Annotated in this window: 26 protein-coding genes; 14 read left to right on the top strand and 12 right to left on the bottom strand. The window is 73.9% G+C overall.

All coding sequences use genetic code 11. From position 1 onward, the window contains the following. The first annotated feature begins 158 nt into the window (after positions 1–158). The gene (locus ACIBSW_RS08720; RefSeq protein WP_354725218.1) at positions 159–2186 is read left to right on the top strand and encodes a hypothetical protein; all 2028 of its coding nucleotides are present in this window, start codon (positions 159–161) and stop codon (positions 2184–2186) included. Here ACIBSW_RS08720 and ACIBSW_RS08715 read toward each other — a convergent pair whose 3' ends face one another. Beyond that, positions 2187–2939, bottom strand: a complete 753-nt coding sequence (locus tag ACIBSW_RS08715; protein WP_354725220.1) for an ATP-binding protein — start codon at positions 2937–2939, stop codon at positions 2187–2189. 118 nt (positions 2940–3057) lie between these two features. Between ACIBSW_RS08715 and ACIBSW_RS08710 the strand changes: the two genes are divergently transcribed. Together ACIBSW_RS08710 and secA2 are read left to right on the top strand one after the other, a co-directional pair. Continuing rightward, positions 3058–4788 carry an ABC transporter ATP-binding protein gene (locus ACIBSW_RS08710; protein ID WP_354725222.1) on the top strand — a complete coding sequence of 577 codons (1731 nt, stop codon included), beginning with the start codon at positions 3058–3060 and terminating at the stop codon, positions 4786–4788. A gap of 79 nt (positions 4789–4867) precedes the next feature. Then, a complete protein-coding gene (secA2, locus tag ACIBSW_RS08705; protein ID WP_354725224.1) occupies positions 4868–7156 on the top strand; it encodes an accessory Sec system translocase SecA2 in 2289 nt (762 codons plus the stop codon). On the opposite strand, the gene ACIBSW_RS08700 is transcribed toward secA2, so the two are convergent. Further along, entirely contained in the window at positions 7153–8061 is a 909-nt protein-coding gene (locus ACIBSW_RS08700) for a DUF3500 domain-containing protein (protein ID WP_354725285.1), read from the bottom strand. The genes secA2 and ACIBSW_RS08700 overlap by 4 nt on opposite strands. Before the next feature lie 123 nt (positions 8062–8184). Between ACIBSW_RS08700 and ACIBSW_RS08695 the strand changes: the two genes are divergently transcribed. The 5 genes from ACIBSW_RS08695 to ACIBSW_RS08675 all read left to right on the top strand — a co-directional run bounded on the left by ACIBSW_RS08695 (position 8185) and on the right by ACIBSW_RS08675 (position 11718). Continuing rightward, the gene (locus ACIBSW_RS08695; protein ID WP_354725226.1) at positions 8185–8562 is read left to right on the top strand and encodes a signal peptidase I; all 378 of its coding nucleotides are present in this window, start codon (positions 8185–8187) and stop codon (positions 8560–8562) included. Between the two features lie 252 nt (positions 8563–8814). Then, the gene (locus ACIBSW_RS08690) at positions 8815–9411 is read left to right on the top strand and encodes a winged helix-turn-helix domain-containing protein (RefSeq protein WP_354725228.1); all 597 of its coding nucleotides are present in this window, start codon (positions 8815–8817) and stop codon (positions 9409–9411) included. Between the two features lie 102 nt (positions 9412–9513). Then, a complete protein-coding gene (locus tag ACIBSW_RS08685; protein WP_354725230.1) occupies positions 9514–10131 on the top strand; it encodes a uridine kinase in 618 nt (205 codons plus the stop codon). A gap of 224 nt (positions 10132–10355) precedes the next feature. Continuing rightward, positions 10356–10778 (top strand): TraR/DksA C4-type zinc finger protein, encoded by a 423-nt coding sequence (locus ACIBSW_RS08680; protein ID WP_354725232.1) that lies wholly within the window; start codon positions 10356–10358, stop codon positions 10776–10778. Positions 10779–10848: 70 nt separating this feature from the next. Continuing rightward, the gene (locus ACIBSW_RS08675) at positions 10849–11718 is read left to right on the top strand and encodes a DUF72 domain-containing protein (protein ID WP_354725234.1); all 870 of its coding nucleotides are present in this window, start codon (positions 10849–10851) and stop codon (positions 11716–11718) included. Here the strand turns inward: ACIBSW_RS08675 and ACIBSW_RS08670 are convergent. From ACIBSW_RS08670 to ACIBSW_RS08635, 8 genes are all read right to left on the bottom strand, one after another. Beyond that, positions 11715–12503, bottom strand: a complete 789-nt coding sequence (locus ACIBSW_RS08670; RefSeq protein WP_354725236.1) for an aminotransferase class IV — start codon at positions 12501–12503, stop codon at positions 11715–11717. The two genes, ACIBSW_RS08675 and ACIBSW_RS08670, sit on opposite strands and share 4 nt — an antisense overlap. A gap of 85 nt (positions 12504–12588) precedes the next feature. Continuing rightward, positions 12589–13308: a hypothetical protein gene (locus tag ACIBSW_RS08665; protein ID WP_354725238.1), complete on the bottom strand. Its 720-nt coding sequence runs from the start codon at positions 13306–13308 to the stop codon at positions 12589–12591. After that, the gene (locus tag ACIBSW_RS08660; protein WP_354725240.1) at positions 13305–15950 is read right to left on the bottom strand and encodes an FtsK/SpoIIIE domain-containing protein; all 2646 of its coding nucleotides are present in this window, start codon (positions 15948–15950) and stop codon (positions 13305–13307) included. Before ACIBSW_RS08660 ends, ACIBSW_RS08665 begins: the two co-directional genes overlap by 4 nt. Further along, entirely contained in the window at positions 15943–16827 is an 885-nt protein-coding gene (locus ACIBSW_RS08655) for a hypothetical protein (RefSeq protein ID WP_354725242.1), read from the bottom strand. Before ACIBSW_RS08655 ends, ACIBSW_RS08660 begins: the two co-directional genes overlap by 8 nt. Before the next feature lie 4 nt (positions 16828–16831). Further along, positions 16832–17092, bottom strand: a complete 261-nt coding sequence (locus ACIBSW_RS08650) for a hypothetical protein (RefSeq protein ID WP_184993254.1) — start codon at positions 17090–17092, stop codon at positions 16832–16834. A 107-nt stretch (positions 17093–17199) separates the two neighbouring features. Further along, the gene (locus tag ACIBSW_RS08645; RefSeq protein ID WP_354725244.1) at positions 17200–17574 is read right to left on the bottom strand and encodes a hypothetical protein; all 375 of its coding nucleotides are present in this window, start codon (positions 17572–17574) and stop codon (positions 17200–17202) included. Positions 17575–17607: 33 nt separating this feature from the next. After that, positions 17608–18588 (bottom strand): LysR family transcriptional regulator, encoded by a 981-nt coding sequence (locus ACIBSW_RS08640; RefSeq protein WP_354725246.1) that lies wholly within the window; start codon positions 18586–18588, stop codon positions 17608–17610. 179 nt (positions 18589–18767) lie between these two features. Beyond that, on the bottom strand, positions 18768–19376 hold the full coding sequence (locus ACIBSW_RS08635; protein ID WP_354725248.1) for a hemerythrin domain-containing protein: 609 nt from the start codon (positions 19374–19376) through the stop codon (positions 18768–18770). 67 nt (positions 19377–19443) lie between these two features. On the opposite strand from ACIBSW_RS08635, the gene ACIBSW_RS08630 reads away from it, so the two are divergent. Together ACIBSW_RS08630 and ACIBSW_RS08625 are read left to right on the top strand one after the other, a co-directional pair. After that, positions 19444–20754 carry a M20/M25/M40 family metallo-hydrolase gene (locus ACIBSW_RS08630; protein WP_354725250.1) on the top strand — a complete coding sequence of 437 codons (1311 nt, stop codon included), beginning with the start codon at positions 19444–19446 and terminating at the stop codon, positions 20752–20754. Between the two features lie 19 nt (positions 20755–20773). Continuing rightward, the gene (locus ACIBSW_RS08625; protein ID WP_354725252.1) at positions 20774–21445 is read left to right on the top strand and encodes a hypothetical protein; all 672 of its coding nucleotides are present in this window, start codon (positions 20774–20776) and stop codon (positions 21443–21445) included. Between the two features lie 88 nt (positions 21446–21533). On the opposite strand, the gene ACIBSW_RS08620 is transcribed toward ACIBSW_RS08625, so the two are convergent. Both ACIBSW_RS08620 and ACIBSW_RS08615 read right to left on the bottom strand, forming a co-directional pair. Next, entirely contained in the window at positions 21534–21725 is a 192-nt protein-coding gene (locus tag ACIBSW_RS08620) for a DUF5703 family protein (RefSeq protein WP_354725254.1), read from the bottom strand. Between the two features lie 5 nt (positions 21726–21730). Next, positions 21731–22747: an aldo/keto reductase gene (locus ACIBSW_RS08615; RefSeq protein ID WP_354725256.1), complete on the bottom strand. Its 1017-nt coding sequence runs from the start codon at positions 22745–22747 to the stop codon at positions 21731–21733. 166 nt (positions 22748–22913) lie between these two features. Here ACIBSW_RS08615 and ACIBSW_RS08610 point away from each other — a divergent pair, with 166 nt between their 5' ends. From ACIBSW_RS08610 to ACIBSW_RS08595, 4 genes are all read left to right on the top strand, one after another. Further along, positions 22914–23966: an LLM class F420-dependent oxidoreductase gene (locus ACIBSW_RS08610; protein WP_354725258.1), complete on the top strand. Its 1053-nt coding sequence runs from the start codon at positions 22914–22916 to the stop codon at positions 23964–23966. Between the two features lie 2 nt (positions 23967–23968). Next, positions 23969–24658 (top strand): histidine phosphatase family protein, encoded by a 690-nt coding sequence (locus ACIBSW_RS08605; protein ID WP_354725260.1) that lies wholly within the window; start codon positions 23969–23971, stop codon positions 24656–24658. Between the two features lie 168 nt (positions 24659–24826). Next, entirely contained in the window at positions 24827–25426 is a 600-nt protein-coding gene (locus tag ACIBSW_RS08600; RefSeq protein WP_354725262.1) for a DUF3090 domain-containing protein, read from the top strand. After that, a complete protein-coding gene (locus tag ACIBSW_RS08595) occupies positions 25423–26238 on the top strand; it encodes an SCO1664 family protein (RefSeq protein WP_404799278.1) in 816 nt (271 codons plus the stop codon). Before ACIBSW_RS08600 ends, ACIBSW_RS08595 begins: the two co-directional genes overlap by 4 nt. Positions 26239–26244 lie beyond the last annotated feature (6 nt).

Genomic DNA, 26244 nt, shown 5'->3' with positions numbered 1-26244 from the left:
TCGCCCGGTACGCCCTTTATCGCGGAAATCCGACCCATGGGACGGCCGCGCGGTCCGCCGTCCGTCTACCGATTGGGCGAAACGCTCACGGGGCGGTGTGCGACACGGTGAACTTGTGCTGAACGCCTGTCGCGGGCGATCTACGGGGGTGGGACGGCATGGAACTGAGCGGCACCAAATACATCAATCCGGACAGCGTTCTGGCGCGGACGGCCTGGGAGATGGTGCAGGCCCACGCCGGAGGCCAGGGACCGCACGACGGCATCGACATCTGTCCCGAGTGCGACGAGCCGCTTCCCTGCCGGGCCGGGCGTGCCGCCGCGGAGGTCCTCGAGGCGGCGGGCCTGGCGGAGACGTCGGGCCTGATCCAGGCGGCGCGCCAGGGCCGGGGCTCCCCACTCGGCTATGGGCCGCCCGCATACTCGCTCCCCGAGAGCCTGCCCGCCGGGCCGCCGCCCGGGCCGAGCTACCCGGCGAGCTCACTGCCCGTGACCCCGCCGCCCTTCGAGACACCCCGCGAAACCCTGAGCTCGCTCGCGGCCGAGTCGGTGGCCGAACCCCGGCCCCGCCCACCGCGGTACGCGCCCGAGCCGCCCGAGCCCGCGGCCGAGTCCCGTCCACCGCGGTACGCGCCCGAGCCGCCACAGGCCGAGTCCCGCCCGCCGCGGTACGCGCCCGAGCCGCCACAGGCCGAGTCCCGCCCGCCGCGGTACGCGCCCGAGCCGGCGCGGCACGAGGACCAGCTCGGGCTCCGGCCGCCGCCGTACTCGGAACCGCGGCAACCGGCCGGTCAGCCGTCCGTCTGGCCGCTCGACCCCGGCGGCCCGCCGTCGGGTCTGACCCCGCCCGGCCCCGAGTCCTTCGGCCCGGTTCCCGGAGCCACACCGCAGCCCGGTTCGCAGCCCACACCGCAGCCCGGGCCGCAGCCCGGGCAGCAGGCGTACGGACCGCCCCCGCCGGCGCGGCCATCGAGTGCTCCGCTTCCGTCCGTACCGGCGGCATCGCCCTTGCCGGAGCGTCCCGGGCCGCCCGGGCCGGCCGGGCCGGCCGATGCCCGGACGGGCCCGCCCGCCGGGCCCCGGCCGGAGCCGCTCGGTCCCGGCCAGCCGCGCCCGGTCGCCGACGTGGATCCGCTGCTGCTCGGCCCGCCGCTGTTCGCGCAGCAGAACCGCCCCCTCGACGCGCCGCGGTTCACGCCGTCGGCCCGTCCGCCGGAGTACCGGCCGGCCGGCGCCGAGCCCGCCGGCCGCAACGGCACCCCGGTCACCCAGCCGCCCGCCCCGGAAGACAGCGCGCCCCGGCCGCCGGACATCGACGTCACCCCGCCGGTGGCGGCCGCCGAGCCGGCCCCGCAGCCCGCCCCGCAGCCCGCCCCGCCGCCTGCGCCGGCGGCCGAGCCGGCCCAGGCCGCCGCCCGGCCCGCGGGCGAGGGCAGGACCGTCGAGGATCAGTTCACCCGGCGGCCGCAGCCGGCCGCCCGGCCCGGCCCGGCGGACGAACCCGGACCCGCCCAGCCGCCGCAGGCCGCGGGCGGCGCCCCGGACCGCGCGTTCGCCGCGGCCCCGGCCGACCGGCCCCGCCCGTCCTCGCGCCCGCCGCTCGAGCCACCGCAGATGGGCCAGCTCAACCGCCCGGCCGACCCGGCGCAGCCGCCGTCGGTGACCGATACACCCGAGCCCGGCGACCAGGAGCGGCCCGCGCCGGCCCAGTCCGCCTATCCCGCGCCACCGGCTCAGGCCGCTCAGCCGGTCCAGCCCGGCTATCCCGCTCAGCCGGCCGGCCCCGCTCAGCCGGAACGGCAGCCCTACCCGGGCGGGATCGCTTCCGGCGAGACGAGCCAGTTCGCGCAGCCCGGCGGGTACGGCCGGCCCGGGCAGGCGGATCCGCAGCATCCCGGGCACGGCCCGGGCGTCGCCCACGTGCCGGGCGCCACCCATCACCACCCGCCGTCGGGCCTGCCCGGCCGGCCCGACCCGGCCGCGGACCCGGCCCGGCGGCCCGCCCGCCCGCCGCTCGAGCCGCCGCAGCTGGGCCAGCTCAACCGGGGCCTGCAGCCGCCGCCGGAGGACCCCGGCGCGGCACCCTCGGGTCTGCCGTCCCGTCCCGCGCCGCAGGCCGAGAGCCCGCGGCCCGACGCGACCGACGCGACCGGCGAGGAGGGACCCAGCGGGCTGCCGGGCCGCTGATCAGGCCGGTACGCCGCACGCGTCGGGGCCGGCCGTCAGGTGGGTCCACACCACCTTGCCGTCGGGCACCGGCAGGACGCCCCACGCGTCGGTCAGCTCGCGGACCAGCCGCAGCCCGCGCCCGCCGACGTCGGTGGTGTCGGGGTTCCGGGGCCGGGGCAGCTCCCGGCTGCCGTCGCGCACCGTCACGCAGAGCCGGCCGTCGCGCAGTCCGACGGTGAACTCCATCGCCGTGTGCGCGTGCCGGACCACGTTGGCGACGAGCTCGGTGGCGACCAGCGAGGCGGTGTCGGAGGCGTCGCTGTGCCACGCGGTGCAGGCCTGGTCGATCAGCTGGCGTACCTGGCGGCAGGCGTCCGGCACCGGCCGCAGCCGGACCCTGATGCGGTGCGGCTCGGGCTCGGCACCCGCGTCGGCCAGCGCCTCCTCGCAGCTCGCCGCGGTGGTGACCGAGGCGCAGCCGGGCCACGCCGCGATGGTCTCGGTGGTCTCCGGGCCCGCGCCGCAGAGCACGATGGGCACGGCGGGCCACTCGGCCGTGCGGCACACGACGGAGGTGAGCACGGCCAGCGCGCCCGGTTCGGAGACCTCCAGCCCGGAGACGTCGATCAGCAGCGCCTCCGGCTGAGCGGACAGGCAGCGCCCGACCGCGTTCTCCAGCGCGTCGCCGGTCACCAGGTCCAGTACGCCGCTGGCGCGCAGGATCCCCACTGGAAGATCCTGCTCCGGCCGGCAGACCAGCTGGCTCGTCATCAGCGTCCCTTCACGGCTCGACGCCGGTTCGTGTGCCCACCGAACGGCCAGGCCAAACGTGCCGGAGGGTGGCGAGCGACACGGGTACCGGCGTGCGTGGCGCGGCTAGGCTCACCGCATGGCCGCGCGGAGGGTGGGTTTGCCGGCTCTGCTGCCGTATCTGCGCGAGCATCGCGGCACCCTGGTCGTGGTCGGCGGCCTGTCCCTGGTGGCCGCGGTCGCGGCGCTGGCGCAGCCGGTCCTGGTCCGCACGGTCCTCGACGGCATCACGGCGGGCAGCCCGATCGGCGGCCCGGTCGCGCTGCTGGTCGTCCTCCTGCTGACCGGCGCGGCGCTCGGCGGCGTGCGCGACTATCTGCTGCAGCGCACGGCGGAGGGGCTGGTACTCGCCACCCGCCGGCGCCTGGCCCGGCACCTGCTGCGCCTGCCGATCAGCGAGTACGACACCCGCCGCACCGGTGACCTGCTGTCGCGGGTCGGCGCCGACACCACGCTGTTGCGCGCCGTCGTCACCTCCGGGCTGTTCGAGGTCGTGACGGGCGCCGTGATGGTCATCGGCGCGACGATCGCCATGGCCGTGCTCGACCCGCTGCTGCTCGGGGTCACCGTGGCCGGCCTCGGCGTCGGCCTGACCGTCGCCATCACCGTCTCCCGGCGCGTGCGCGGCCTCTCCGAGCAGGCGCAGGCCCGGCTCGGCGAGATGACCTCGGCGGTCGAGCGTTCCATCTCGGCCGCCCGGACCATCCGGGCCGGCGGCGCCGAGGAGCGCGAGGCCGAGACGGTGGGGCTCAGCGCCGAGCAGGCGTACGAGGCGGGCATGCGGGTGGCCCGCCTGCGCGCGCTCATCGGCCCCGCCGCCTCGGCGGCCACCCAGGGCGCCTTCCTGCTGGTGCTCGGCGTCGGTGGGGCCCGGGTGGCGGCCGGCTCGATCAGCGTCGGCGACCTGGTCGCGTTCATCCTGTTCCTGTTCTTCCTGGTCATGCCGCTGGGCCAGGCGCTGAACGCGTACGCGCAGCTGCAGACCGGCCTGGGCGCGCTGCAGCGCATCGAGGAGGTGCTCGACCTGCCGTCGGAGACGGCGGCGGACCGCCCGGCCCAGGCGACCGCGGTGATCTCGGAGTCCGCTGTCGTCTTCGAGAACGTGACCTTCGGGTATCCCGGCGGCCAGGAGGTGCTGCGGGACGTGTCGTTCAGCGTGCCGGCCGGCAGCCGCGTCGCGCTGGTCGGTCCGTCCGGCGCCGGCAAGTCGACGGTGCTGGCGCTGATCGAGCGCTTCTACGAGGTCGGCTCGGGCGTGATCCGGGTCGGCGGCGCCGACGTGCGGGACCTGCCCCGCGACGCGCTGCGCCGCATGCTCGGCTACGTGGAGCAGGAGGCGCCGGTGCTGGCCGGCACGCTGCGGGACAACCTACTGCTCGCCGCGCCCGGCACGGACTCCGCGCGGCTGCTGGCCGCGCTCGACGAGGTCAACCTCGGCGCGCTCGCCACCCGCACGCCGGCGGGCCTGGACGTGCAGGTGGGTGAGGGTGGCGTGCTGCTCTCGGGCGGCGAACGGCAGCGGCTGGCGATCGCCCGGACCCTGCTGGCGGACTCGCCGATCCTGCTGCTGGACGAGCCGACGAGCAACCTCGACGCCCGCAACGAGGCGGCCCTGCGCGCGGCGATCGCGGCGGCGTCGTTCCAGCGCACGCTGATCGTCGTCGCGCACCGCCTGAGCACCGTCGTCGACAGCGACCGGATCGTGGTCGTCGAGGCCGGACGCGTCGTCGCCACCGGCACGCACCGGGAGTTGCTGGACACCAGCCCGCTCTACCGCGAGCTCGCGGCGCACCAACTTCTGGTCTCCTGAGCCGCAAGGATCGCGCTCTGGGCGAAACGACCGGGAGTCGGCACCATGCTTCAAGGTAAGTGAAGTACCGTAACCGCCCATGGGTGTGTCGCAGCGGTTCAAAAACCGGTTCCGTAAGTTTCTGCAGCGTCCGGGCACCACGGTCGATCTTGCGCCGCTGGAGAAGCGGCTGCCGGGCATCGAAGCCCGTGAGGAGGCGTTGCGCGAGCTCGACGACGCCGCGCTGACCGAGGCCGCCGGCGCCGCCGACAATTACACCGAGATCTGCGCCGTCGGCCGGGAGGCCGCCTGGCGTGCCCTCGAGCAGCGGCCGTACGACGTGCAGCTGGTCGGCGCGATGGCGCTGCTCGCCGGCCGGGTCGCCGAGATGGCCACCGGTGAGGGCAAGACGCTCACCGCGACGATCGCCGCGTACGGCCACGTCCGGATGGGCCACGGGCCGGTGCACGTGCTGACCGTCAACGACTATCTGGCCCGTCGCGACGCCACCTGGATGGAGCCCGTCTACACCCTGCTCGGGCTCACGGTCGGCTGGGTCACCGAGGCCTCGACCCCGCAGGAGCGGCGCGAGGCGTACGCCGCCGACGTCACCTACGTCTCCGTCAGCGAGGCCGGCTTCGACTACCTGCGCGACCAGCTCGTCACCGACGTCGAGGACCGGGTGCAGCGCAAGCTCGCCACCTGCATCGTCGACGAGGCCGACTCGATCCTGATCGACGAGGCCCGGGTACCGATGGTGCTGGCCGGCAGCATCGCCACCGAGAGCGACCCGGTGCACCACGCCGCCGAGCTGGTCCGCGACCTGCGCCCGGGCAAGGACTTCGAGGTCGCCGAGGACGGCCGCAGCGTCGCCTTCACCAACGACGGCCTGCACGCCCTCGAGGCGAAGATGGGCATCGACCTGTACGCGGACGACCAGGTCGAGCAGCTCTCCGCGGTGAACGTCGCGCTGCACGCCCGCGCCCTGCTGCGCCGCGACGTCGACTACATCGTGCGCGACGGCACGGTCGAGCTGATCGACGAGATGCGCGGCCGGGTCGCGCAGCGGCGGCGCTGGCCCGACGGGCTGCAGGCGGCCGTCGAGGCCAAGGAGGGCCTGAACGCGACCGCCGAGGGCGAGGTGCTCGACACGATCACCGTGCAGGCGTACATCGCGCTCTACGCGACCGTGTGCGGCATGACCGCCACCGCGGTGCACGTCGGCGAGCAGCTGCGCGAGTACTTCAAGCTCGAGGTCGCGGTCATCCCGTCGAACACCCCGAACATCCGTGAGGACGAGCCCGACCGGATCTACTCCGCGCACGACATGCGCGACGAGGCCCTGGTCGAGGAGATCAAGATCGCCCACGACAAGGGCCGGCCGGTGCTCATCGGCACCCTCGACGTGAAGGCGTCGGAGCTGCTCGCCAAGCAGCTCGCCGCCGCCGGGGTGCCCAGCGTCGTGCTGAACGCCAAGAACGACGACGAGGAGGCCGCGATCATCGCGGAGGCCGGCGCCCTGGGCGCGGTCACCGTCTCCACCCAGATGGCCGGCCGTGGCGTCGACATCCGCCTCGGCGGCAGCGACGGCAAGGACGCCGAGAAGGTGGCCGAGCTCGGCGGCCTGTTCGTCATCGGCAGCGGCCGGCACGACAGCCGCCGGGTCGACGACCAGCTGCGCGGCCGGGCCGGGCGCCAGGGCGACCCCGGCGGCTCGGTCTTCTTCGTCAGCCTCGAGGACGACCTGATCACCCGGCACGCCGGCGACATCCTGCCGTCGTCGCCGCGGATGGACATGGACGGCGTGGTGCACGACGAGCAGGTCGACTACGCCGTCGAGCACGCGCAGCGCGTCGCGGAGGGCGTCAACCACGAGATCCACCGCAACACCTGGCGCTACAGCGTGGTGATCGAGGGGCAGCGGCTGGCCCTGGCCGAGCGCCGGGAGCGGCTGCTCACCTCCGAGATCGCGGCGATCATGCTGATCGAGCGCTCGCCGGAGAAGGCCGGCGAGACCGACGAGGACGTGCTCTCCGACGCCGCCCGGTCGATCGCGCTCTACCACCTGGACCGGCTCTGGGCCGAGCACCTGGCCGAGCTCTCCGAGGTGCGCGAGGGCGTGCACCTGCGGGCGCTGGGCAAGCTCGACCCGCTGGACGAGTTCCACCGCTCCGCGGTGCCCGCGTTCCAGAAGGTCTTCACCGAGATCGAGGCGCGCACGATCGCGACCTTCGAGGAGGTCGACCTCACCGACGGCTACAGCCCGGACCGCGCCGACATCGTCCGGCCGAGCGCGACCTGGACGTACCTGGTGCACGACAACCCGTTCGGCTCCGAGCTGGACCGCCTCATCGCGGCGGTCGGCCGTCGCCTCACCTCGGGCGGCTAAGGCCCGTGTGGGAAGCCCGCGCGGTGGGCGGCGAGGATGTCGCCGCCGAACTCGCCGCGCGGGCGGCGCAGCACGCTGTGCGCGTGGTTGCCGTCCTCGGACGTGTTGTCGAACTCGATGAGCAGGTCGTCGGCCTGGATCCGGTAGTAGTGCCGGGTGCCGGGCCCGGGCGGGCCCTCCCAGGCGAAGTGCACGTCCGGCCCCGGGTCGAGGGCGGCGGCCAGATCGTCGGGGAGCCGGCCCAGGTGCACGGCGATCAGCTGGTCGAGCAGGGCGCGCTCGCCGGGCCGTAGGTCGGCCCTCGGCACGCCCTGCGGCGCCAGCGGGGCGCTGGCCGGGTTCGTGGCCGAGCGGATGTCGTAGGGCGCCTGGTCGGCGATCACGGCCCGGCCGCGCGACGCGGCCGGCATGCTCGCGAGCAGCTCGTGCGCGAGGTCCTCCTCGGCCGCGAGCGGCCGCAGCACGACCCGTCCGCCGGTGTCGACCCGCGCGGGATTGGCGCCGAGGAACACCGGCGCGGGGGAGACCCGGTCGCCGGCCACGGTCATGCTCACCGACAGGTGGTGGCCCTCGAAGCGCCAGCCCCACTCGTCGTCGGACGGCGCGCCGAAGACGATGACGTGGTAGTCCTCGCTGTGCCGGCCGCGGGCCCAGCCCTCCTGCCGGTCGAGCACCTCCTCGAGGGCGAGCACGGTCATGGCCTGCGCGTACGCGGGCGGGCTCAGCGCGGTGGCGAGCAGCCGGTGCGCGGCCTTGCGGGCGGTGCGGCCGAGCTCGGAGATGCTCAGGCCGGGTCGCGGCCGGGGCCGGTACTCGATCCAGCGGCGCGCCGCGTCGTCGGTGAAGTGTGCCGCGGCCCGCGCGCCGTCGGCGGTCGCCAGCAGCGCGGCGGCGGCCTCGCGCATGCCGCCCGCGAGTGTCACGGCGTCACTCGGTGCGGGAACGCGATCGTTTCCGCAGCCAATTCCTCGTGCATGCAGGCCAGCCTACGGTGCTAATGTCTGGCGCACATTCTCCGGGGGTGAGCGGTGACCGACGGGGTCTACGCCGGCCGTGCGGCTGTTGACGGTGCGGTGAACCAGGGCTGGCTGCTCGGCCATTTTATGCCGAAGGGCGGGCTCCTGCACAGCGACGATGTCGAGGTGAAGTGGGGCGTGCACGTTCCCGGCGAGCGTCGCGCGGCTTGGGCCACCGACGAGGTCCGGACGGCGTTGCTTGTGTTGATCAAGGGAGCGTTCGACATCGAGTTGCGCGACCGAACCGTGCTGCTGCGCGAGCCGGGCGATTACGTCGTCTGGGGACCCGGCGAGGACCACTCCTGGCAGGCAGGAGACGTGGAGACCGTGGTCCTCACGGTGCGCTGGCCGTCGCTGCCGGGCTGGCGCCTGCCGCCCCCACCGTCCTGATCGGATCGGGAAACAGCCGTTTATTTAAGCCTCGACAAGGGAGGGCCGGTGGTTAGCGCCGTGACAGTAATCGCATTAACAGTGCGCAGAAACACGATGCATCCAATGGTTATGGAACGACCTTCCCACGATGTGGATGCCGTCTTGACCCGGCGACCACATGGCCGGAAGCATCGACCGCGGTTTAAGCGTGCATTAAATGGCATCCGTTAGGATGTCACGGCGTTTCCATTCTTTGACGCAGGAGGATTCATGGCGGTCACCGCCCTGCCGGCACGCACGGGACGACATGCGAGGGGGTCCGGCCGGGTGGCCACGATCCGTCGCCTAGAGCCAACCGTTGCGCCCCCGCCGAACGCGCTGACCATCACGCTCAACATTCCGTTGACGGGTGAGACCCTGCCGCCGCAGGCGCACCGGCTGATCGACGCCGTCCGCGAACTGGTCGAGGCCGGCCAGGGCTCGGTCGCACTCGAGTCGCCGGCCGCGGTGCCGGTGCCCGGGCTCGCGGGCGAGCCTGCCCTGCGCGAGTGGGCGGACGACACGGTCGAGGTGCGCCTGCTGACGGCATCGCGCCAGGTACTGGTCGACGGTGAGCTGTTGCCGCTCACCCGGCTCGAGTTCGATCTGCTGCTCTACCTCGCCGATCACCCGCGCCGGGTGTTCAGCCGCACCCAGCTGCTCAACGCGGTCTGGGGCTACGAGCACACCGGCGAGCGCACGGTCGACGTGCACGTGCGGCGGCTGCGGGTCAAGCTGGGCGCGCAGGTCTCGCTGATCACGACGGTCTACGGCGTCGGCTACCGCCTGGCCGACGAGGCCCGGATCGTGGTGTTGCCGCACGAATGAGCCTTTTTCAACGTGGCCCGGGCTGCAGCTCCTGGCGGCGGTCGGCGGCCCGGATACCTCTGGCCCGAGGCCAGGTTGAAAACTGCTCATAGGCTCTTACGGGTGCGTGTGCGTCCGGTTTCCCTTGAAGTCCTCGTCGACGAGCTGGCCGATCGGCTGGCCGGGATCGGCGGGCGGGTGCGGGTGGCGATCGACGGCGCTGACGCCGCCGATCCCGACGCGCTCGCCGACGGGCTGGTCGGCCCGCTGCGGCTCCGGGGCCGCCCGGCCGTACGGATCTCTGCCGGAGACTTCCTGCGCCCCGCCTCGGTGCGGCTGGAGCTCGGCCGGACCAACCCGGACTCGTTCTACTTCGGTTGGCTGGACGAGGCCGGCCTGCGCCGTGAGGTCCTCGACCCGGCCGGCCCGGCCGGCAGCGGGCGGATCATCACCCGGCTCTGGGATGTCCGCACCGACCGCGCCGCCCGCGAGCCCTACCGCGACCTGCCGCCGGACGCCGTGGTGATCGTCAGCGGGCCGCTGCTGCTCGGCGGCGGGCTGCCGTTCGACCTCACCGTCCATCTGCAACTGTCGACGGCCGCGCTGGCCCGCCGGACCGGGCCCGACCGGCGCTGGACGCTGCCCGCGTTCGAGCGCTACCGGGCGGAGGTCGATCCGGCGGCGCTCGCCGACGTCGTGGTCCGCCTCGACGACCCGCGGCGGCCCGCCCTGGTCCTCTGATCGTGAGTGAATCCAGGTTCACACCCCTGTTGACCTGCGACGCGAAAGCGTATTTGCGCAGTCCGTGGCGGTAGCGAGCACTGACAGTTATGCTGCGGTTACTTTTTTGCGGGGTTCCCGTTTGGGATCTTCGGCGGTGGGTATCTGCGGGCACTCGGCGTAAGCCGGGGACCGGCGCGGGGGACGTCCCACCGGCAGGGGCACAGGGAGGGCAGGGGGAGCACATGCTCGTCAACAGCGCGGTCATCACGGGTAAAGGTGCCGACACCGCCAAGGGGCGCTCGGTCGAGGAGATCGAGCAGATCCGCGGGATTCTGCGGACCCGGTTCGACGACCTGACGGCCGAGTACGAGGAGGCCGTCGCCGAGAACCAGAAGCTGCGTCTCGTCGAGATAGGCGACGCCGCCGGCGACGACCAGGCCGACAGCGGTTCCAAGACCGCGGAACGCGACGCGGCGTCGTCGCTCATCCGGACTCTGCTCGACCGGCGTACCCAGGCGGAGCACGCCATGCAGCGCCTCGAGGACGGCACGTACGGCAACTGCGAGGGGTGCTCGAAGCCGATCCCGGTGGAGCGGCTCACCGTGTTCCCGTCGGCCACCACGTGCGTGACCTGCAAGGCCAACCGCGAGAGGCGCGCGGGCTGAGGCTCGATACCGCCGGTCCGCCGCCCCTGCTCGGGCGGCGGACCGGTCGTATCAGCGATAGCTTGACCCCATGGGCGAGATCCAGGTCGGCACGGCGTCGTGGACCGACAAGACCCTGCTCGAGTCGGGGTGGTACCCGCAGACGGCGGACAACCCCGAGAAGCGCCTGGCGTACTACGCGCGGCACTTCCCGGTCGTAGAGGTCGACGCGACCTACTACGGGCCGCCGGCCGAGCAGACCACCCGGCTGTGGGCCGAGCGCACGCCGGACGGCTTCACCTTCAACATCAAGGCCTTCAGCATGCTGACCGGCCATCCGACGAAGGTGTCGGCGATCTACAAGGACCTGCGCCCGGAGACCGACAAGAAGAACGTCTACCCGGGCGACCTGCCGCCGCAGGCGTACGAGGAGGTATGGACCCGGTTCCTGAGCGCCCTCGACCCGCTGGTCGAGGCGGGCAAGCTGGGCGCGCTGCTGTTCCAGTTCCCGCCGTGGTGGGGCATCCGCCGCTCCAACAAGGACTACCTGCTCGAGGTCGCCGCCCGGTGCAAGCCGCTGCGACCGGTCTTCGAGTTCCGCAACGCGTCCTGGTTCGACGGCGACAACGCCGCGGAGACCCTGGACTTCCTGCGCCGGCACGAGCTTCCCCTGGTCTGCGTCGACATGCCGCAGGGCCACCGCTCCTCGGTGCCGCCGGTGGTGGAGGCGACCGCGGACCTGGCCGTCGTCCGATTCCACGGCCACAGCGAAAAGTGGACGAGCCGGGACATCCACGAGAAGTTCGGCTACGACTACTCCAAGAAGGAACTCCGCGAGTGGGTGCCGAGGCTGCGCGAGCTCGCCGGCCAGGCACGAACCACCCAGGTCTTCATGAACAACTGCTACACCGACTACGCCCAGCGCAACGCCGGCACCCTGATCGAGTTGCTCGGCGACTAGAGATCGTCCCAGGGCACGGTCGACCAGGCCTCCCGCAGGGTCTCCGCCAGCAGGCCGTCGTCCTTGAGCGGCAGCTCGTCGATGCTGGCGATCGGGCGGGCCGGGCAGTGCGAGTTCACCGCCGCGGCGGCCGCGAAGCCGGTCAGCTCCTCCGCGCCGATCGGCCGCAGCGTCCACGGCGTGCCGTTCATGCTCATCGCGATCTGCAACAGCACCATCGTCACGCCCCGGAGCACCGGCGCGGCGGGCCACACCACCTGGCTGCCGTCCCAGAACGCCACGTTCCAGGTGGTGCCCTCGCGGACCAGGGCGTCGCGGCCGAGGAACAGCGCGTCGTCGAAGCCGGCCAGCCGCGCCTCGCGCAGGTGGTAGCCGAGGCCCATGGTCGCCCGGTGCTTGTGCTCCGGCAGCTCGCGTTCGTAGATCACGGACTGCACCCGCAGCGGCGGCCCGGGCTCGTCCGGCACCGGATCGGAGACCGACACCAGGACGTCCGGCGGGCCCTGCTCGTCGGGGCCCGGCACGAATGTCACCCGTACGGAGGCATCCCGGGCGTCGCCGAGGGCGTGCCGGATCAGGCCGAGCAGCCGGTGCTCCTCCGCGACGCCGATGCGGTGGCCGAACAGCTCCTCGGCGCCGTCGGCGAGCCGGGCGACGTGCAGGGCCAGGCCGCGGACCCGGTTGTCGCGCACCTGCAACGACGTGAAGTGCCCGTAGTTCAGGGTGGCGATCCGGTGCAGCCGCGCCAGGTCCGGCGCCCGCCCGTTCAGCTCGACGTTCAGCACACCACCAAACTACGGCGTGCCGATGACCTTCCGAGCGCGGCGGCGGCGCCCGGGCGCGCCGCGGCCGGTGCGGCGCCGGAGCCGCTCAGCCGGCGCCCGAGGCGGCGGCGCCGCGGGCCAGGGCCAGGACCACCCCGGCCGCGATCAGGCCGGCGATCAGCACCGTGGCCACCGCGGAGAAGTCCAGCTGGGTGGCGCGGCGGTCGGCGACCCGCTTCGCCGTGAAGACGGCCAGGACCGGGCCGAGCACCGCCACCACCAGGGCCACCACGGGCAGCCCGACGGCGAGGTCGCCGCCGGCCTCGCGCCCCGCCCAGCGCAGCAGCGACCACGCCGCGACGCCGACGGCGCCGCCCAGCGCGCCGAGCACCGCGTACAGCACCGTGGCGTTGCCCGAGGCGGGCCGCGGCGCGGGCTTCCAGGCGGCGGTGGCGGCGGCCTCCTGCAGGTAGTCCTCCGCGTCGCGGTCGCGCTGGCGGGGCACGGCCGGCTGCGGCGCCCGCGCGCCGAACCGGTCGGCCGCCCGCCCGACCTGGTGCGCGAACTCCGCCCACAGCACCGCGGCGCGGGCGTCCACCTCGTCGCGTTCGCGCTGCGCCTTCTGTACGGCCGCGCGCGCCTCGCGGATCCGCTGGTCGGCGGCCCGGACGGCGTTGTCGGCCTCGATCGCGCGGCTGTCGTGCCAGTTGCGGGCCTCGGCCCGGTGCGCGCCGGCCTCCTCGTCCAGGTTGGTCAGCTTCCGCAGCACGCTGCGGTAGTCGGGCGCGCGGCGCTCCAGCATCGCGTCGTTGGCAGGCTCTGTCATGACGGTCCGTAAGGGATGATCACCTCGGCGCCGCGATGCACCGAGCGGTCGAAGTGCAGCGCCCGCCACGGGCGCGGGTACCAGCTCGGCGAGCCGTGACCCGGGTAGTACGGCGACAGCTCGCTGCCGTGCACGTCCAGCGCCACCCAGGCGCCGATGGGGTCGGTCCGGGAGGCCTGCCCGCCGAGCGTGTCGCGCAGCAGGGCGGCGCCCCGCCACCAGCCGATGACGTGGATGCGCCGCTCCGGGCCCTGCCGCATGATCCGGCGCAGCGGCTCGTTGCTGCCGCTCGGCGCGGCGTCGACCGCGTACAGGAAGATGAAGTGCGGCTTGTCGGCGGCCGTGCCCAGCTCGGCGCGCTCGGCGGCGATCTCGAGCAGGGAGTCCACGTTGTCGCCGTCGAAGTAGCCCGTCTCCGGCGGCAGGTACCGCTTCAGCGCGTCGACGGCGGCGCCGGCGTCGGTGTCCAGGCAGGCGACCGAGAACTGGGCCGCGCCGGGGGTGAACTGCGCGGCGAGGGACCGGGCCGCGGTGCCCAGCACCGCGCACGCCTCGTCGACCCGGGTGCCCAGCACGGCGATCGTGCGGCCCGGCGCGCGGCGCAGCACGGTCTTGGCGGACCGCGACTCGACGTCGATGGTCTCGCCGAGCAGCACCACCGGGGCGGCGGGCGCGTCGGCCGGCGTGAAGCGGCGGAACTCCGGGCTGTCCTCGAGGCGGGGTATGGCGTCGCCGTCGAAGAGCCGGGGCGCGGCGAGCTCGGGCGGGCGGTGCCGCCACAGCCGGTGCTGCAGCTCGCTCCAGCGTTCCCGGTCGCCGGCGTCCGGCACCCGGACGATCCGGTTCGCCTCGGTGGCGCCCGAGTCGGCGTTGACCACCGCGTGGTAGCGCGGCAGCACGTCGGCGGCCTGGTTGGTCTCCGCCAGCACCCGCCGGGCCCGGGGCAGCGCGATCCGCAGCGAGAACTGCGCGACCAGCGCCGGCCGGCCCCACAGCGCCTCGATGCCGGAGACGTCCTGGCTGGCCAGGACCAGGTGGATGCCCTGCGAGCGGCCGCGCCGGGCCAGGTCCTCCAGCAGGTCGACCGCCTCCGCGGCGACCGCGTCGCGGCCGGAGAGCAACACCTGGAACTCGTCGACCACGGCGACGATCCGGGGCCAGGTGCCGTCCGGGTCGTCGGCCCGCAGCTCGGCCAGGTTGGTCACCTCGTGCCGCTTGGCCGCGTCGGCCCGGCTGCGCAGCTCCGCGCCGAGGAAGCGCAGCAGGGCCAGGCCGAACTCGCGGTCGGTGTTGACGTTGACGCCGACCAGCCGCACGTGCGGCAGCCAGCTGGGGTCGCGGCGCCCCGGTGCGAACCGGGCGAACGACACGCCCTCCTTGAAGTCGAGCAGGTAGAAGGCGAGCTCGGCGGGGGAGTAGCGGGCCGCGAGGGCGCCCATCCAGGCGTAGATCAGGTTGGTCTTGCCGGTGCCGGACGGCCCGGCGATCAGGGCGTGCGGCGGATAGTCGCTGAGCGTCACGTGCACCGGGTAGCCCTGCGGGCTGTCGCCGAGCGGCGCCGTCAGCGCCCGGGCCGAGCTCTGCTGCCACTCGTGCTCGGGCAGCAGGCTGTCGAGCGCGACGGGGGCGGGCCCGGCGGCGACCTCGTCGGCGATCCGCCGGCAGGTCCGGGTGACCACCTCCGCCGGGGGCGCCGCGTCGAGCCGCACCGGCAGGTCGCCGCAGCCGCCCACCCGGGCGGCGTCGCCCGGCGCCGCGTCGATGACCTCGATCCCGGCGCCGGCCGGCACCGGGAGACCCCGGATGATCAGGTGTACGCCGCAGGCGGCGCCCGTGCGCAGCAGCCGGTCGAGCTGTCCGCGCTCGTGCCGCGACAGCTCGTCGGGCCGCCCGGCGCCGAGCAGGATCGCCACCCGCCACGGCTCGGGGCGGCGCCCGGTCGCGGCGGCCAGCTCCCGCAGCGAGTTGTGCTCGCCGGCGAGCACGGTCTCGTTGATCCGGCGCACGTGGTCGACCAGCTCGTCCAGCAGCGCCGCGAGCCCGCCCGGGCCGACGAAGGTCAGCACCCCGGCCGGTGCGAGCGGCGCGAACCCGGCGAGGCCGCCGCCGAGCTGCTCGGGGTCGTAGCCGGTGAGCCGGACCCGGCCGGGCTCGGCGCCGCCGAGCGCGCGCAGCAGCAGCCCGGCCACCGTGTCGTCGCCGATGGACTCGTCGCCGCGGATCACCACGTGCCCGTGGTCGAGCAGCGGCACCAGCGCGGGCACCTCGCCCTCGTACGGCAGCAGGATCCGGCCGGCGCGCAGCTCCGGCGCGGGGGCCTGGGTGCCCGCGGGCGTCGGCCGCCACCGGGACCAGGGCAGGCCGGCGGCGCCCGGCGCGGCGGCCAGGGCCGTCTCGGCGGCGGCGCCGGCCAGCGCGGCCAGGTCGCGCTCGTGCTGCTCGTCGATCTCCTGCAGCCGCTTGTCCCGCTCCCGGACCAGCCGGATCCGGCGCTCGCGGGCCGCGGTCGCCACCCGGGCCCGCCGGGTGACCGCCGCCTCGAACTCGTCGCGGGCGGCGATGAAGGCGTTCTCGGCCGCGCCGAGTGCGTGTGACAGCGCGGTCCGGACCTCGACGACCTGCTGCGCCCTGCTGTCAGGCATCGACACCACGGGGCGGCAGCGGCTCGGGGGCCTTCGGGTCGAGCGTCGCCGGGTCCCGGCCGAGCCGGGCCAGCAGCACCCCGGTCAGCACGCTGGCGGTGACCGCGGAGTCGGCCGGGTGCGCGGGCGCCTGCTTACCGGCGGGCGTCCGGCAGATCCGGGCCAGCAGCGTGTCGAGCACGTCGGGCGGGGTGCCGGGCAGCAGCGACCTCACCCGGCCGCCGGCGGCGCTGCGCAGCCGCGGCAGGTCGTCGGGGCCGGGCTCGTGACCGAGCAGGTCACCGGCCAGGCGGTGCAGCACGGGCGGGGTCACCGCGGAGAGGCCGAGCCCGGTGGCCGCGTTGACGCCGTGCAGGTCGCGGCCGAGCCGGGCGCGGTCGCCGGAGCGCACCCCGGCGGCGACGCGGCGCAGCAGCTCGGCGGTGTCGGCCGGCCGTTCCTGCGGCGTGCCGTCGGCCCGCGGCGGTGGCGGCGCCTCGCCGGTGAGCTGCTGCACCCGCTCGCGCCACCAGGGGCCGAGCCGCTCCGGCGGCGGCTGGTGCTCCTCCTGCCGCGGCGGCGCGGGCCGGTCCTCCTCGCGCAGGCCGGCCTTCCAGTCGGAGCCCGGCGCCGCGCTCGCCTCGGCCGCGAGGCCGAGCTGGGCCAGGTACGCCGCGATGGCGTCCTGTGCCAGCCGCAGCGCGGCCGCGGCGTGCTCGGCGTGCTCGGTGGCGTTGCCGAGCTGCGGCACGCCGATCGGGTCGACCGAGGTCTGGCGCACCCAGTTGAGCAGCTCGGTCGCGCTGCGCAGGCGCTCCATCGCGACCGTGACGACGCCGATGGGCAGCTCGTCGGACGTGGCGCGGAGCTGGGCGCCGAGTTCCTGCAGCAGGGACATCGCGTTACAGCGTCGCCGTGTAGTTCTGCGCCTGCTCGACGGCGAGCAGGGTGGCGCCGAGGCACTCCTCGAGCTGCTGGTCGGCCTGCGACAGGGAGGCGTGCACGGCGCCGACCGCGTCGTTGGCGCTGCCGTCCAGCGCCGAGGCAAGGCTCTGCTGCGCCTCGCCGAGCTTCTCCCGGGCCGCCTGGATCGCCGCCTGGCTCTCCGTGACCTGTTGGAGGGCGGCGTCCACGGCCGCTCTGACCTCGGCGACGCTGGCCACTCGAGCAGCCTCCTGCGGTATAGGCGTGGCGTTACGCGCTCAGAATAGTCGTCCCGGATGGGGTGGTCGTGCCCGCACGCCCCTTTCGTGAATCCGCGCCCGAACGGTTATCTCGGTACGCTGCCGGGGCCGCGCACCTCGGCGCCCAGGGCGGTCACCCGTTCACGCAGGCCGCGGTCGGCGGTCACCACGATCAGCCGGCGGCCGGGGCCCTCGCGGGCCACCAGCTCCACGATCGCGTCGTCGCCGGATCCGGTCGCGCGCTCCAGGCGTACCCCCGGGACTGCCGGGATGTCCCGGGCCCGGCCCTCCACGACCAGGACGACCTCGACGGGCCCGGGCAGGTCCGGCAGGCCGGCGGCGCCGATCGGCAGGAGCGCGTCGCGCAGCCGGGCGTTGGCCCCGGCGCGGTCGCGCCACCAGCCGTCCGGCTTGGAGCCGACGACATTGGCGGCGTCGACGACCAGCAGCGGTACGGCCATGCGCCCGAGCGTCTCACACCCGGGCGGGCGCCGCTACGCCGCCGTGAGCTGGGTGGAGCCGAGCTGCGGGTAGTCCTCGAGCCACTCGATGTAGAGCGGGTTGCGGGCCACGACCTCGGCGTACGCCTCGCCGGCCATGCCCATCAGCCGCGGCGCGACCTTGGCCGCCGGGCTGTCGGGATGCCAGCCGAGCACCTGCCGCCAGCGCAGCGGCGCGCCCATCAGGGGCCGGTGGGTGAGCCCGGCCGGCGGCCGGAACGTCGGCTGGCACAGCGCGAGCGCGAGCCCGGACTCCACCATGTCGACGCAGCCGCGGATGTCGGTCTCCAGCATCCGCCGCGGCGTGAACCCGTTGCGCGCGCAGGCCGCCGCGAAGCAGTCGCCGAAGCAGCCGTCGCCGGTGCCGGCGACCCACATCTCCTCGGACATCTCGGAGAGGTCGACCTCGACGCCCTTGGCGGCCGGATGGTTGTCGGGCATCAGCACGCAGACGCCGTCGACGGCGATGGTCTGCCACACCAGGCCGTAGTCCGCCGAGGGTATGGCGTCGCCGCAGACCCCGACCTGCGCGTAGTCCAGCTTGCCGGCCAGCACCATGGTGGCCAGCTCTTCGACGTAGTAGGACGCGTGGGTGGAGATCTGTGCCTCGGGCTGTGCCTCGGAGAGCCGGTGCACCATGCCGCCGATGACCGGGCCGCCGATCGCGCCGATCCGGTAGCGGGTCATGACGTTCTCGTCCGCGCCGGACCCGGCGAGCCGGGCCGCCTCGTCCTGCAGGCCCTTCATCGCGGGCAGCAGCACCCGGGCGCGGGAGAGCACCAGCTCGCCGAGCGCCGTCGGCCGGGCGCCGCGACGGTCACGTTCGAAGAGCGGGCCGCCCAGAGTCCGCTCGATCCGTTGCAGCTGTGCGGTCAGCGCCGGTTGGGCGAGGCCCAGCAGCGATGCCGCCTTCGTCACGCTGCCCGTCTCTGCGATGGCACAGACCACCTTGAGATGCCGCAGCTCCAGGTTCATAGCGTGACGGTAGGACGTTCGCAGGATTACGGCTAGACCTTCGGCCATCCAAAGATCCTCCACTTGTGACAAATGGGTTAACCAAAAGGACAGATCCAGCTAAGCCGTACGCAGGTCCGGGCACATATCGTTGTTCTTCTATCACTATGAGTGAAAACACCGTCCACTTTGTGCTTTGTTCACAGATCCCGGCGGTAGGTGGTCCGCCCGGACACGACGTCGCGGATCTTGTCCGTCAGCGCGACTGCCGGGTCGACGATCTTGTTCCACGGCGGGGCCGCCGGGGTGCCGGGGTGCGGGCGGGTCGGCGCCGCCTCCTCCGCCAGCTCCACCCGGTTGCCCAGCCGGACCAGATCCTCGTCCGAGGCCATCCGCCGCAGCAGCGGCAGCAGCTCGCCGTCCGCCGCGTCCGCGTGCCGCGCCAGCCGTCGGCGGACGTCGTCGGCCCGGGCCGCCCGGTCGTCGCCGTCCTCCGCCGCCTCGAGCAGCCGCAGCGCCTCCAGCAGCGCCCGGTCCTCGTCGATCTCCCGGTCGATCAGCGCGTACCCGTCCGGCACCGCCGCGCGCACGGCGGGATAGAGGTACTGCTCCTCGGCGGAGAGATGCCGCGACAGCTCGGCGCTGACCACCTGGGCCAACGTGCGGCGCCGGGCGGCGTCCGTACCGTCGCCGGTCAGCTCGTCACAGAGGGCGATCAGCTCGCGGTGCTCCCGGGACACGACGTCGACGACGCTCGGCCCGGCCGGCTCGCCGGCGACCGGCGGCAGCGGGGGAAGGTTGAGGGACATCGCCTGCTCCTACCCGAACCTGATCTCCCCTCAAACGTCGCCCGGGGCAAGCTGGTAAGAAGAGCGGATGGAACCTGTCTCCGCCGCCGACGAGGTCGTCGAGCTCTGCCGCGACCTGTTGAGGATCGACACCACGAACACCGGAGACCCGCGTACGACCGTCGGCGAGCGCGTCGCCGCGGAGTACGTCGCCGGCAAGCTCACCGAGGTCGGCATCGAGGTCGAGCTGCATGAGTCCGCGCCGAGGCGGGCCAACCTGGTCGCCCGGATACCCGGCGCCGACCGCTCCCGCGGCGCGCTGCTGGTGCACGGGCACCTCGACGTGGTGCCCGCCGACGCGAGCGAGTGGTCGGTGCCGCCGTTCTCCGGGGAGGAGAAGGACGGCTACCTCTGGGGCCGCGGCGCCATCGACATGAAGGACTTCGACGCGATGGCGCTCGCCGTCGTCCGCGACTGGCAGCGCACCGGCTACGTGCCGCCCCGCGACATCGTCCTGGCGTACACCGCGGACGAGGAGGCGGGCATGGAGTACGGCTCGCAGTTCCTGGTCCGCGAGCACGCCGGGCTCTTCGAGGGCTGCACCGAGGCGATCGGCGAGGTCGGCGGCTTCTCCTACACGATCAACGACGACCTGCGGCTCTACCTGGTCGAGACGGCCGAGAAGGGCATCGACTGGCTGCGCCTGCACGCCAAGGGCCGGCCCGGGCACGGCTCGTTCGTGCACGACGACAACGCGGTCACCGCGCTCGCCGAGGCCGTCGCCGCGGTCGGCCGGCACCGGTTCCCGATGGTCGTCACGCCGACCGTGCGCTCGTTCCTCGAGCAGGTCTCCGAGGCGCTCGGCATCGACCTCGACCCCGACGATCCCGAGCTGGCGATCGCCAAGCTCGGCCCGATCGCCAACCTGATCGGCGCGACCGTGCGCAACACGGCCAACCCGACCCGGCTCGAGGCGGGATACAAGGACAACGTCATCCCGGGCAAGGCGTCGGCGACCGTCGACTGCCGCACCCTGCCCGGGCAGGCCGAGATCTTCCTCGAGCAGCTGCGCGGCGTCATCGGCCCCGACATCGAGATCGAGCACATCTCCCGGCAGGGCGCCCTGGAGACCTCCTTCGACGGCGCGCTCGTCGAGGCGATGGGCGCCGCCCTGCGCGCCGAGGACCCGGGCGCCCGGACCGTGCCGTACATGCTCTCCGGCGGCACCGACGCCAAGGCCTTCAGCACGCTGGGCATCCGCTGCTTCGGCTTCGCGCCGCTGAAGCTGCCCGCCGACCTGAACTTCTCGGCGTTGTTCCACGGCATAGACGAGCGGGTGCCGGTCGAAGGACTACAGTTCGGCGTGCGTGTGCTCGACCGACTGCTGCGCGCGAGCTGATGAGAGGACTTTTCACACCATGACCGACCAGTACGCGGAGCTCGACGCCGCCCTAGAGCGGGTAGTCGAGGCCGCGAAAGCCCACCTGGCGGCGGTCAAGGCCGCCCAGGGCCGGGTGGACGACGACGATGTGTGGCAGGCGTACGTCAACCTCAACAACACCTCCTTCGCGTACGACGAGCAGCTGCTCGAGGCGTTCGGCGAGGTCACGCCCTGGGACGTCGAGTCGATCGACCCGGACGAGGCCGACCAGCGCTTCGGCGGCCTCGTCGGCGGGCTGGAGGAGGGCGACGCCGACCCGCACCCGCGGGTGATCTCGGTGCGCCAGCGCCGCGACTACCGGGTGCCCAGCGTCGCGGCCCTGCTGCGGGTCGCGGACGCCGCCCGGCGCAACCTGGTGCCGGCCGACGACGACGAGGCCGAACCGGTCGACTCGGTCGGCGAGGCGGTGCTCGAGCTGCTGCAGGCCGGCGACGGCTCGCTCTCCTCGCTGGACGTGCCGGAGCTGGAGCCGCTCGACGGCCTGCTCACCGTCAGCGAGGTGGCCGCCCCGCTCGACCTCGAGTCGTTCGCGGACGAGGACGGCGCGGGCCCCTTCGCCCCGGGCCCCGACGACCTCCTCGTCGGCCGCCTCGACGAACACCCCTACCTGGCCGACGAGGAAGACGACCACGCCGGCCACCAGCATTAATCAGCGCGCCACATGCCCGGTGTACCAGCGTGTGCACCGGGCATGAAGGGGCGCCCGCCCTGGTTGGGGGCGGGCGCGGGGTTTTTACTTATATAGAGAGGCCGGGCTGCAGGGAGCCCTGGACCTTGCGGCGGAGCATCACCTGCCTGGTTCCGTCCCGGAAGAGCTGGACGCGGGCCAGCTCCCATCCCGAGAATTCCGCCTGGATCGCCAGCTGCGCCGCAGCGGTCAAGCGATCGACATTCGATGGCAACCGGAGCGGCGCGTACTCGTAGTCCATGCGTCCTAATATGCGCCAGCGCCCGGCATGTCACCAGTCCCCGGGCCGGTCAGGCCCTCCCTTTCGGGGTAGCCGACCGGCACCGCCGACACGTCGTTGAGGGCGCCGGCGATCTCCGCGGGCAGGGTCAGCTCGTCGCTCAGTAGCGCGCCCTGCAGCTGGCCCGCCGTGCGCGCGCCCAGGATCGGCGCGACCACGCCCGGGCGGTCCCGGATCCAGGCGAGGGCCACCTCGACCGGGGAGACGCCCAGGCCGCTCGCCGCGATCAGCACCGCCTCGACGATGCTCGAGCTGCGCGGCTCCAGGTAGGTCTGCACGAACGGCGCCAGGTGATCGGTCGCGGCCCGCGAGTCCAGGGGCCGGCCGTTGCGGTACTTGCCGGTCAGCACGCCGCGGCCCAGCGGTGACCACGGCAGCACGCCGATGCCCAGCGCGGCCGCGGCCGGCAGCACCTCGCGCTCGATGCCGCGCTCCAGCAGCGAATACTCCATCTGGGTCGCGACGATCGGCGCGCGGCCGGGGAACGCCTGCTGCCACGCGGCGGCCCGGGCGGTCTGCCAGCCGGCGAAGTTGGACACCCCGACGTAGCGGACCCGGCCGCTGTCGACCGCGTGGTCCAGCGCGGACAGGGTCTCCTCCAGCGGCGTCTGCGGGTCGTAGCCGTGCACCTGCCACAGGTCGACGTAGTCGGTGCCCAGCCGGCGCAGCGACGCGTCCAGGCTGCGCAGCAGGTGGCCCCGGGAGCTGTCGCGGCGGCGCGGGCCGTACCGGCCGAGGCCGGCCTTCGTGGCGATCAGCACCTCGTCGCGGGGCACCAGGTGGTCGATCAGCGAGCCGATGACCGCCTCCGCGTCGCCCTCGCCGTACACGTCGGCGGTGTCGAGCAGGGTGCCGCCGGCCTCGAGGTAGAGCTTGAGCTGTGCGGCCGCGTCGTCGGGATCGGTGTCCCGGCCCCAGGTCATGGTGCCGAGCGCGAGCCGGGAGACCGCCAGCCCGCTTCGGCCGAGCGGTCGCTGTTGCATGGGTGAACCCTATTCAGCCCGGGGCGAGCGCGAAATGCTCGCGACAGCTCAATAGGGCCGCGATGCGTCGGGTTGGCGACCCAAGTCCTCCGAAGATCACGCACCGTGTTCGCCTAGGCTTCTTAGCGCGGAGCATTCCCGCGTCCGCGCAGAACCGGGAGGACCCGTGCGGCTCGGACTCAACCTCGGATATCAGACCTCGTGGACCACACCCGCGGACCATCTCGCGATGGCGCAGGAGGCCGACCGGCTCGGCTACTCGGTGGTGTGGGCCGCGGAGGCGTACGGCTCGGACTCGCCGACCATGCTCGCCTGGATCGCCGGGCAGACCCGGTCGATCGACGTGGGCGCGGCCGTGATGCAGATCCCGGCGCGCAGCCCCGCGATGACCGCGATGACCGCGGCCACGATCGACACCCTCTCCGGCGGCCGGTTCCGGCTCGGCCTGGGCGTCTCCGGCCCGCAGGTCTCCGAGGGCTGGCACGGCGTGCGGTTCGCCAAGCCGCTGGCCCGCACCCGCGAGTACGTCGACATCGTCAAGCTGGCGATCGCCCGTAAGCCCGTCGCCTACGACGGCGAGCACTACACGCTGCCGCTGCCCGGCGGCGCCGGCAAGGCGCTGCGGCTGGGCTTCCACCCGCCCCGTGCGGCCGTACCCGTGTATCTCGCGGCGGTGGGGCCGAAGAACCTGGAGCTGGCCGGCGAGATCGCCGACGGCTGGCTGGCGATCTTCTTCGCGCCGGACGCGGCGGGTGACTCCCTGCGGCACATCGAGCACGGCCGGGCGAAGGTCGGCGCCGGCCTGGCCGGCTTCGACGTGGCACCCACGGTGCCGGTGGTGATCGGCGACGACGTCGCGGCCGCTTGCGACGCGGTCCGGCCGTACGCGGCCCTGTACGTCGGCGGGATGGGCAGCCGCGAGCAGAACTTCTACAACCAGCTCGCCGTCCGGATGGGCTACGCGGACGAGGCCCGGGAGATCCAGGATCTCTACCTGGACCGCAAGATCCGCGACGCGGCCGCGGCGGTGCCGCAGGACTTCATCACGCGTACGTCGATGATCGGCAACCGCGCGCAGATCACCGAGCGGATCCGCGAGTACGCCGCCGCCGGTGTCGGCACGCTCTCCATCAGCCCGTACGTGGGTGATCTCGAGAGCGGCATCGCCACCCTGCGTACCGTCGCGGAGGCGTTCGAGGCCGCGGGGGTGGCCGGGTAGCCGTGGCGACGGTTCTGCTGCTCCGCCACGGGCGGACCACCGCGAACGCCTCCGGCGCCCTGGCCGGGCGGCTGCCGGTCGAGCTCGACGACACCGGCCGGGGTCAGGCACTGAGGGTCGGCGAGCGGCTGCGCAAGCTGCCGCTGGCGGCGGTCGTGACCAGCCCGCTGATCCGTTGCCGGCAGACGCTGGAGCTGGCCCTGCCGGAGATCGTCCCGGAGGCCGACGAGGGCCTGACCGAGTGCGGCTACGGCGACTGGGAGGGCCGCCCACTCAAGGAGCTGGCCAAGGACCCGCTCTGGCCGGTCGTCCAGCAGCACCCCAGCGCCGCGGTCTTCCCGAACGGCGAGGCGATGGCGGCGATGTCGGCCCGCGCGGTGGCGACGGTCCGGCGCTGGGACGCGCGGGTGACCGCCCGGCACGGCCCGGACGCGCTCTGGCTGGCGTGCAGCCACGGCGACGTGATCAAGGCCGTGGTGGCGGACGCGCTCGGGCTGCACCTGGACGAGTTCCAGCGCCTCGTCGCCGATCCGGCCTCGGTCGCCGCCATCCGCTACACGCCGATGCGGCCGTTCGTCGTGCGCCTCAACGACACCGCCGACCTGTCGGCCTTGGTGCCGTCCAAGCCCGCCGAGGACGCCCTGCCGGCGTCCGACGCGGCCGTCGGCGGTGGCGCGGGCGGGTGCGCATGAATACGTCAGGTGACCGGCGTGTTACCACAGCGTGCGGGCGCTTTGCGCCCTCGGCGAACCGCGGCGGCAGGCTGCGCAACCGCGCGCGCGGGCGGATAGGGTCGAACTCATGACCGACTGCACCGAGCGACGCGTGGGCCGGGAGGGCTTGGCAGAGGTGGTCCAGCCATGACCCACCAGGTGCATGCCTTCGAGCCGCCCGAGCGGTTCGTCGCCGGGACGGTGGGCGAGCCGGGCGACCGGACGTTCTTCCTGCAGGCCCGCGGCGGCGGCCGGGTGGTCAGCGTGGCCCTGGAGAAGGTGCAGGTGTCGCTGCTCGCCGAGAAGCTCGAGGAGCTGCTCACCGAGGCCAGCCGGCGCTTCGGCGTCGAGCTGCCCGAGGTGCCGGTGCTCGCGATCAACGACAACGAGCCGCTGGACACCCCCGTCGACGAGGAGTTCCGGGTCGGCACGCTCGGCCTGGCCTTCGACGTCGACACGGCGACGGTGGTGATCGAGGCGATCGAGGCCGGTGAGAGCGACGCCGAGGTCGAGCTGGGCGAGGAGGACGATGACGACGCGCCGGTCGACGGCGACGAGGATGACGACGACGAGCCCGACGACGACCTCGACCGGCTCCGGGTGCGGCTGACCCCGGAGGCGACCAGGGCGTTCATCGACCGGGCCCGCCGGGTCGTCGCCGCCGGCCGGCCGCCCTGCCCGCTCTGCGGCCAGCCACTCGACCCGGCCGGCCACCTCTGTCCCCGGCACAACGGCTACCACCGGTGACGACGGAGCCCGCATCCGTGCTCGCGGACGAGGACGCGCTCGAACTGCTCAGCCGCGGCGAGATGGAGCTCGAGGGCCGCCTGGTCGGCGCCTCCAACACCACGCTGCGGGCCGAGATCACCCTGGACGGGCTGACCCGGCGCTGCGTGTACAAGCCGGTGCAGGGCGAGCGCCCGCTCTGGGACTTCCCGGACGGCACCCTGGCCGGGCGCGAGGTCTCCGCGTTCCTGGTGTCGCAGGCGACCGGCTGGGGGCTGGTGCCGCCGACGATCCTGCGCGACGGCCCGCTCGGGCCCGGCGCGTGCCAGCTCTGGATCGACGAGCCCGACGACGCGGAGGCGCTGATCGGCTTCATCCCGGCATACGACGTGCCGCCCGGGTGGTTCGCGATCGCCTCGGCCCGCGACTCCGACGGCGACGCGTTCGCGCTGGCACACGCCGACGACCCGCGGCTGTCCCGGCTGGCGGTGCTGGACGCGGTGATCAACAACGCGGACCGCAAGGGCGGGCACGTGCTGTACGCGCCCGGCGGCCGGATCCGCGCGGTCGACCACGGCGTCTGCTTCCACGTGGAGAACAAGCTCCGCACCGTGCTGTGGGGCTGGACCGGCAAGGTCATCCCGGCCGACTCGGTCGAGACCCTGGCGGTGCTGGCGGAGCGGCTGGACGGCGATCTCGGCGCGGCGCTCGAGGAGCACCTGACCGTCTCCGAGGTGCAGCACGCCCGGCTGCGGGTGCGGCGCCTGCTGCGCGCGGCCCGCTTCCCGAAGCCGTCGCAGGACTGGCCGGCCGTGCCCTGGCCGCCGGTCTGAGGCTTT

This window comes from Actinoplanes sp. NPDC049668, from assembly GCF_044465445.1.
Taxonomy (GTDB): Bacteria; Actinomycetota; Actinomycetes; order Mycobacteriales; family Micromonosporaceae; genus Actinoplanes.
The sequence above is the reverse complement of the archived record's forward strand: the minus strand, read 5'-3'. Positions and strand labels throughout refer to the sequence as shown.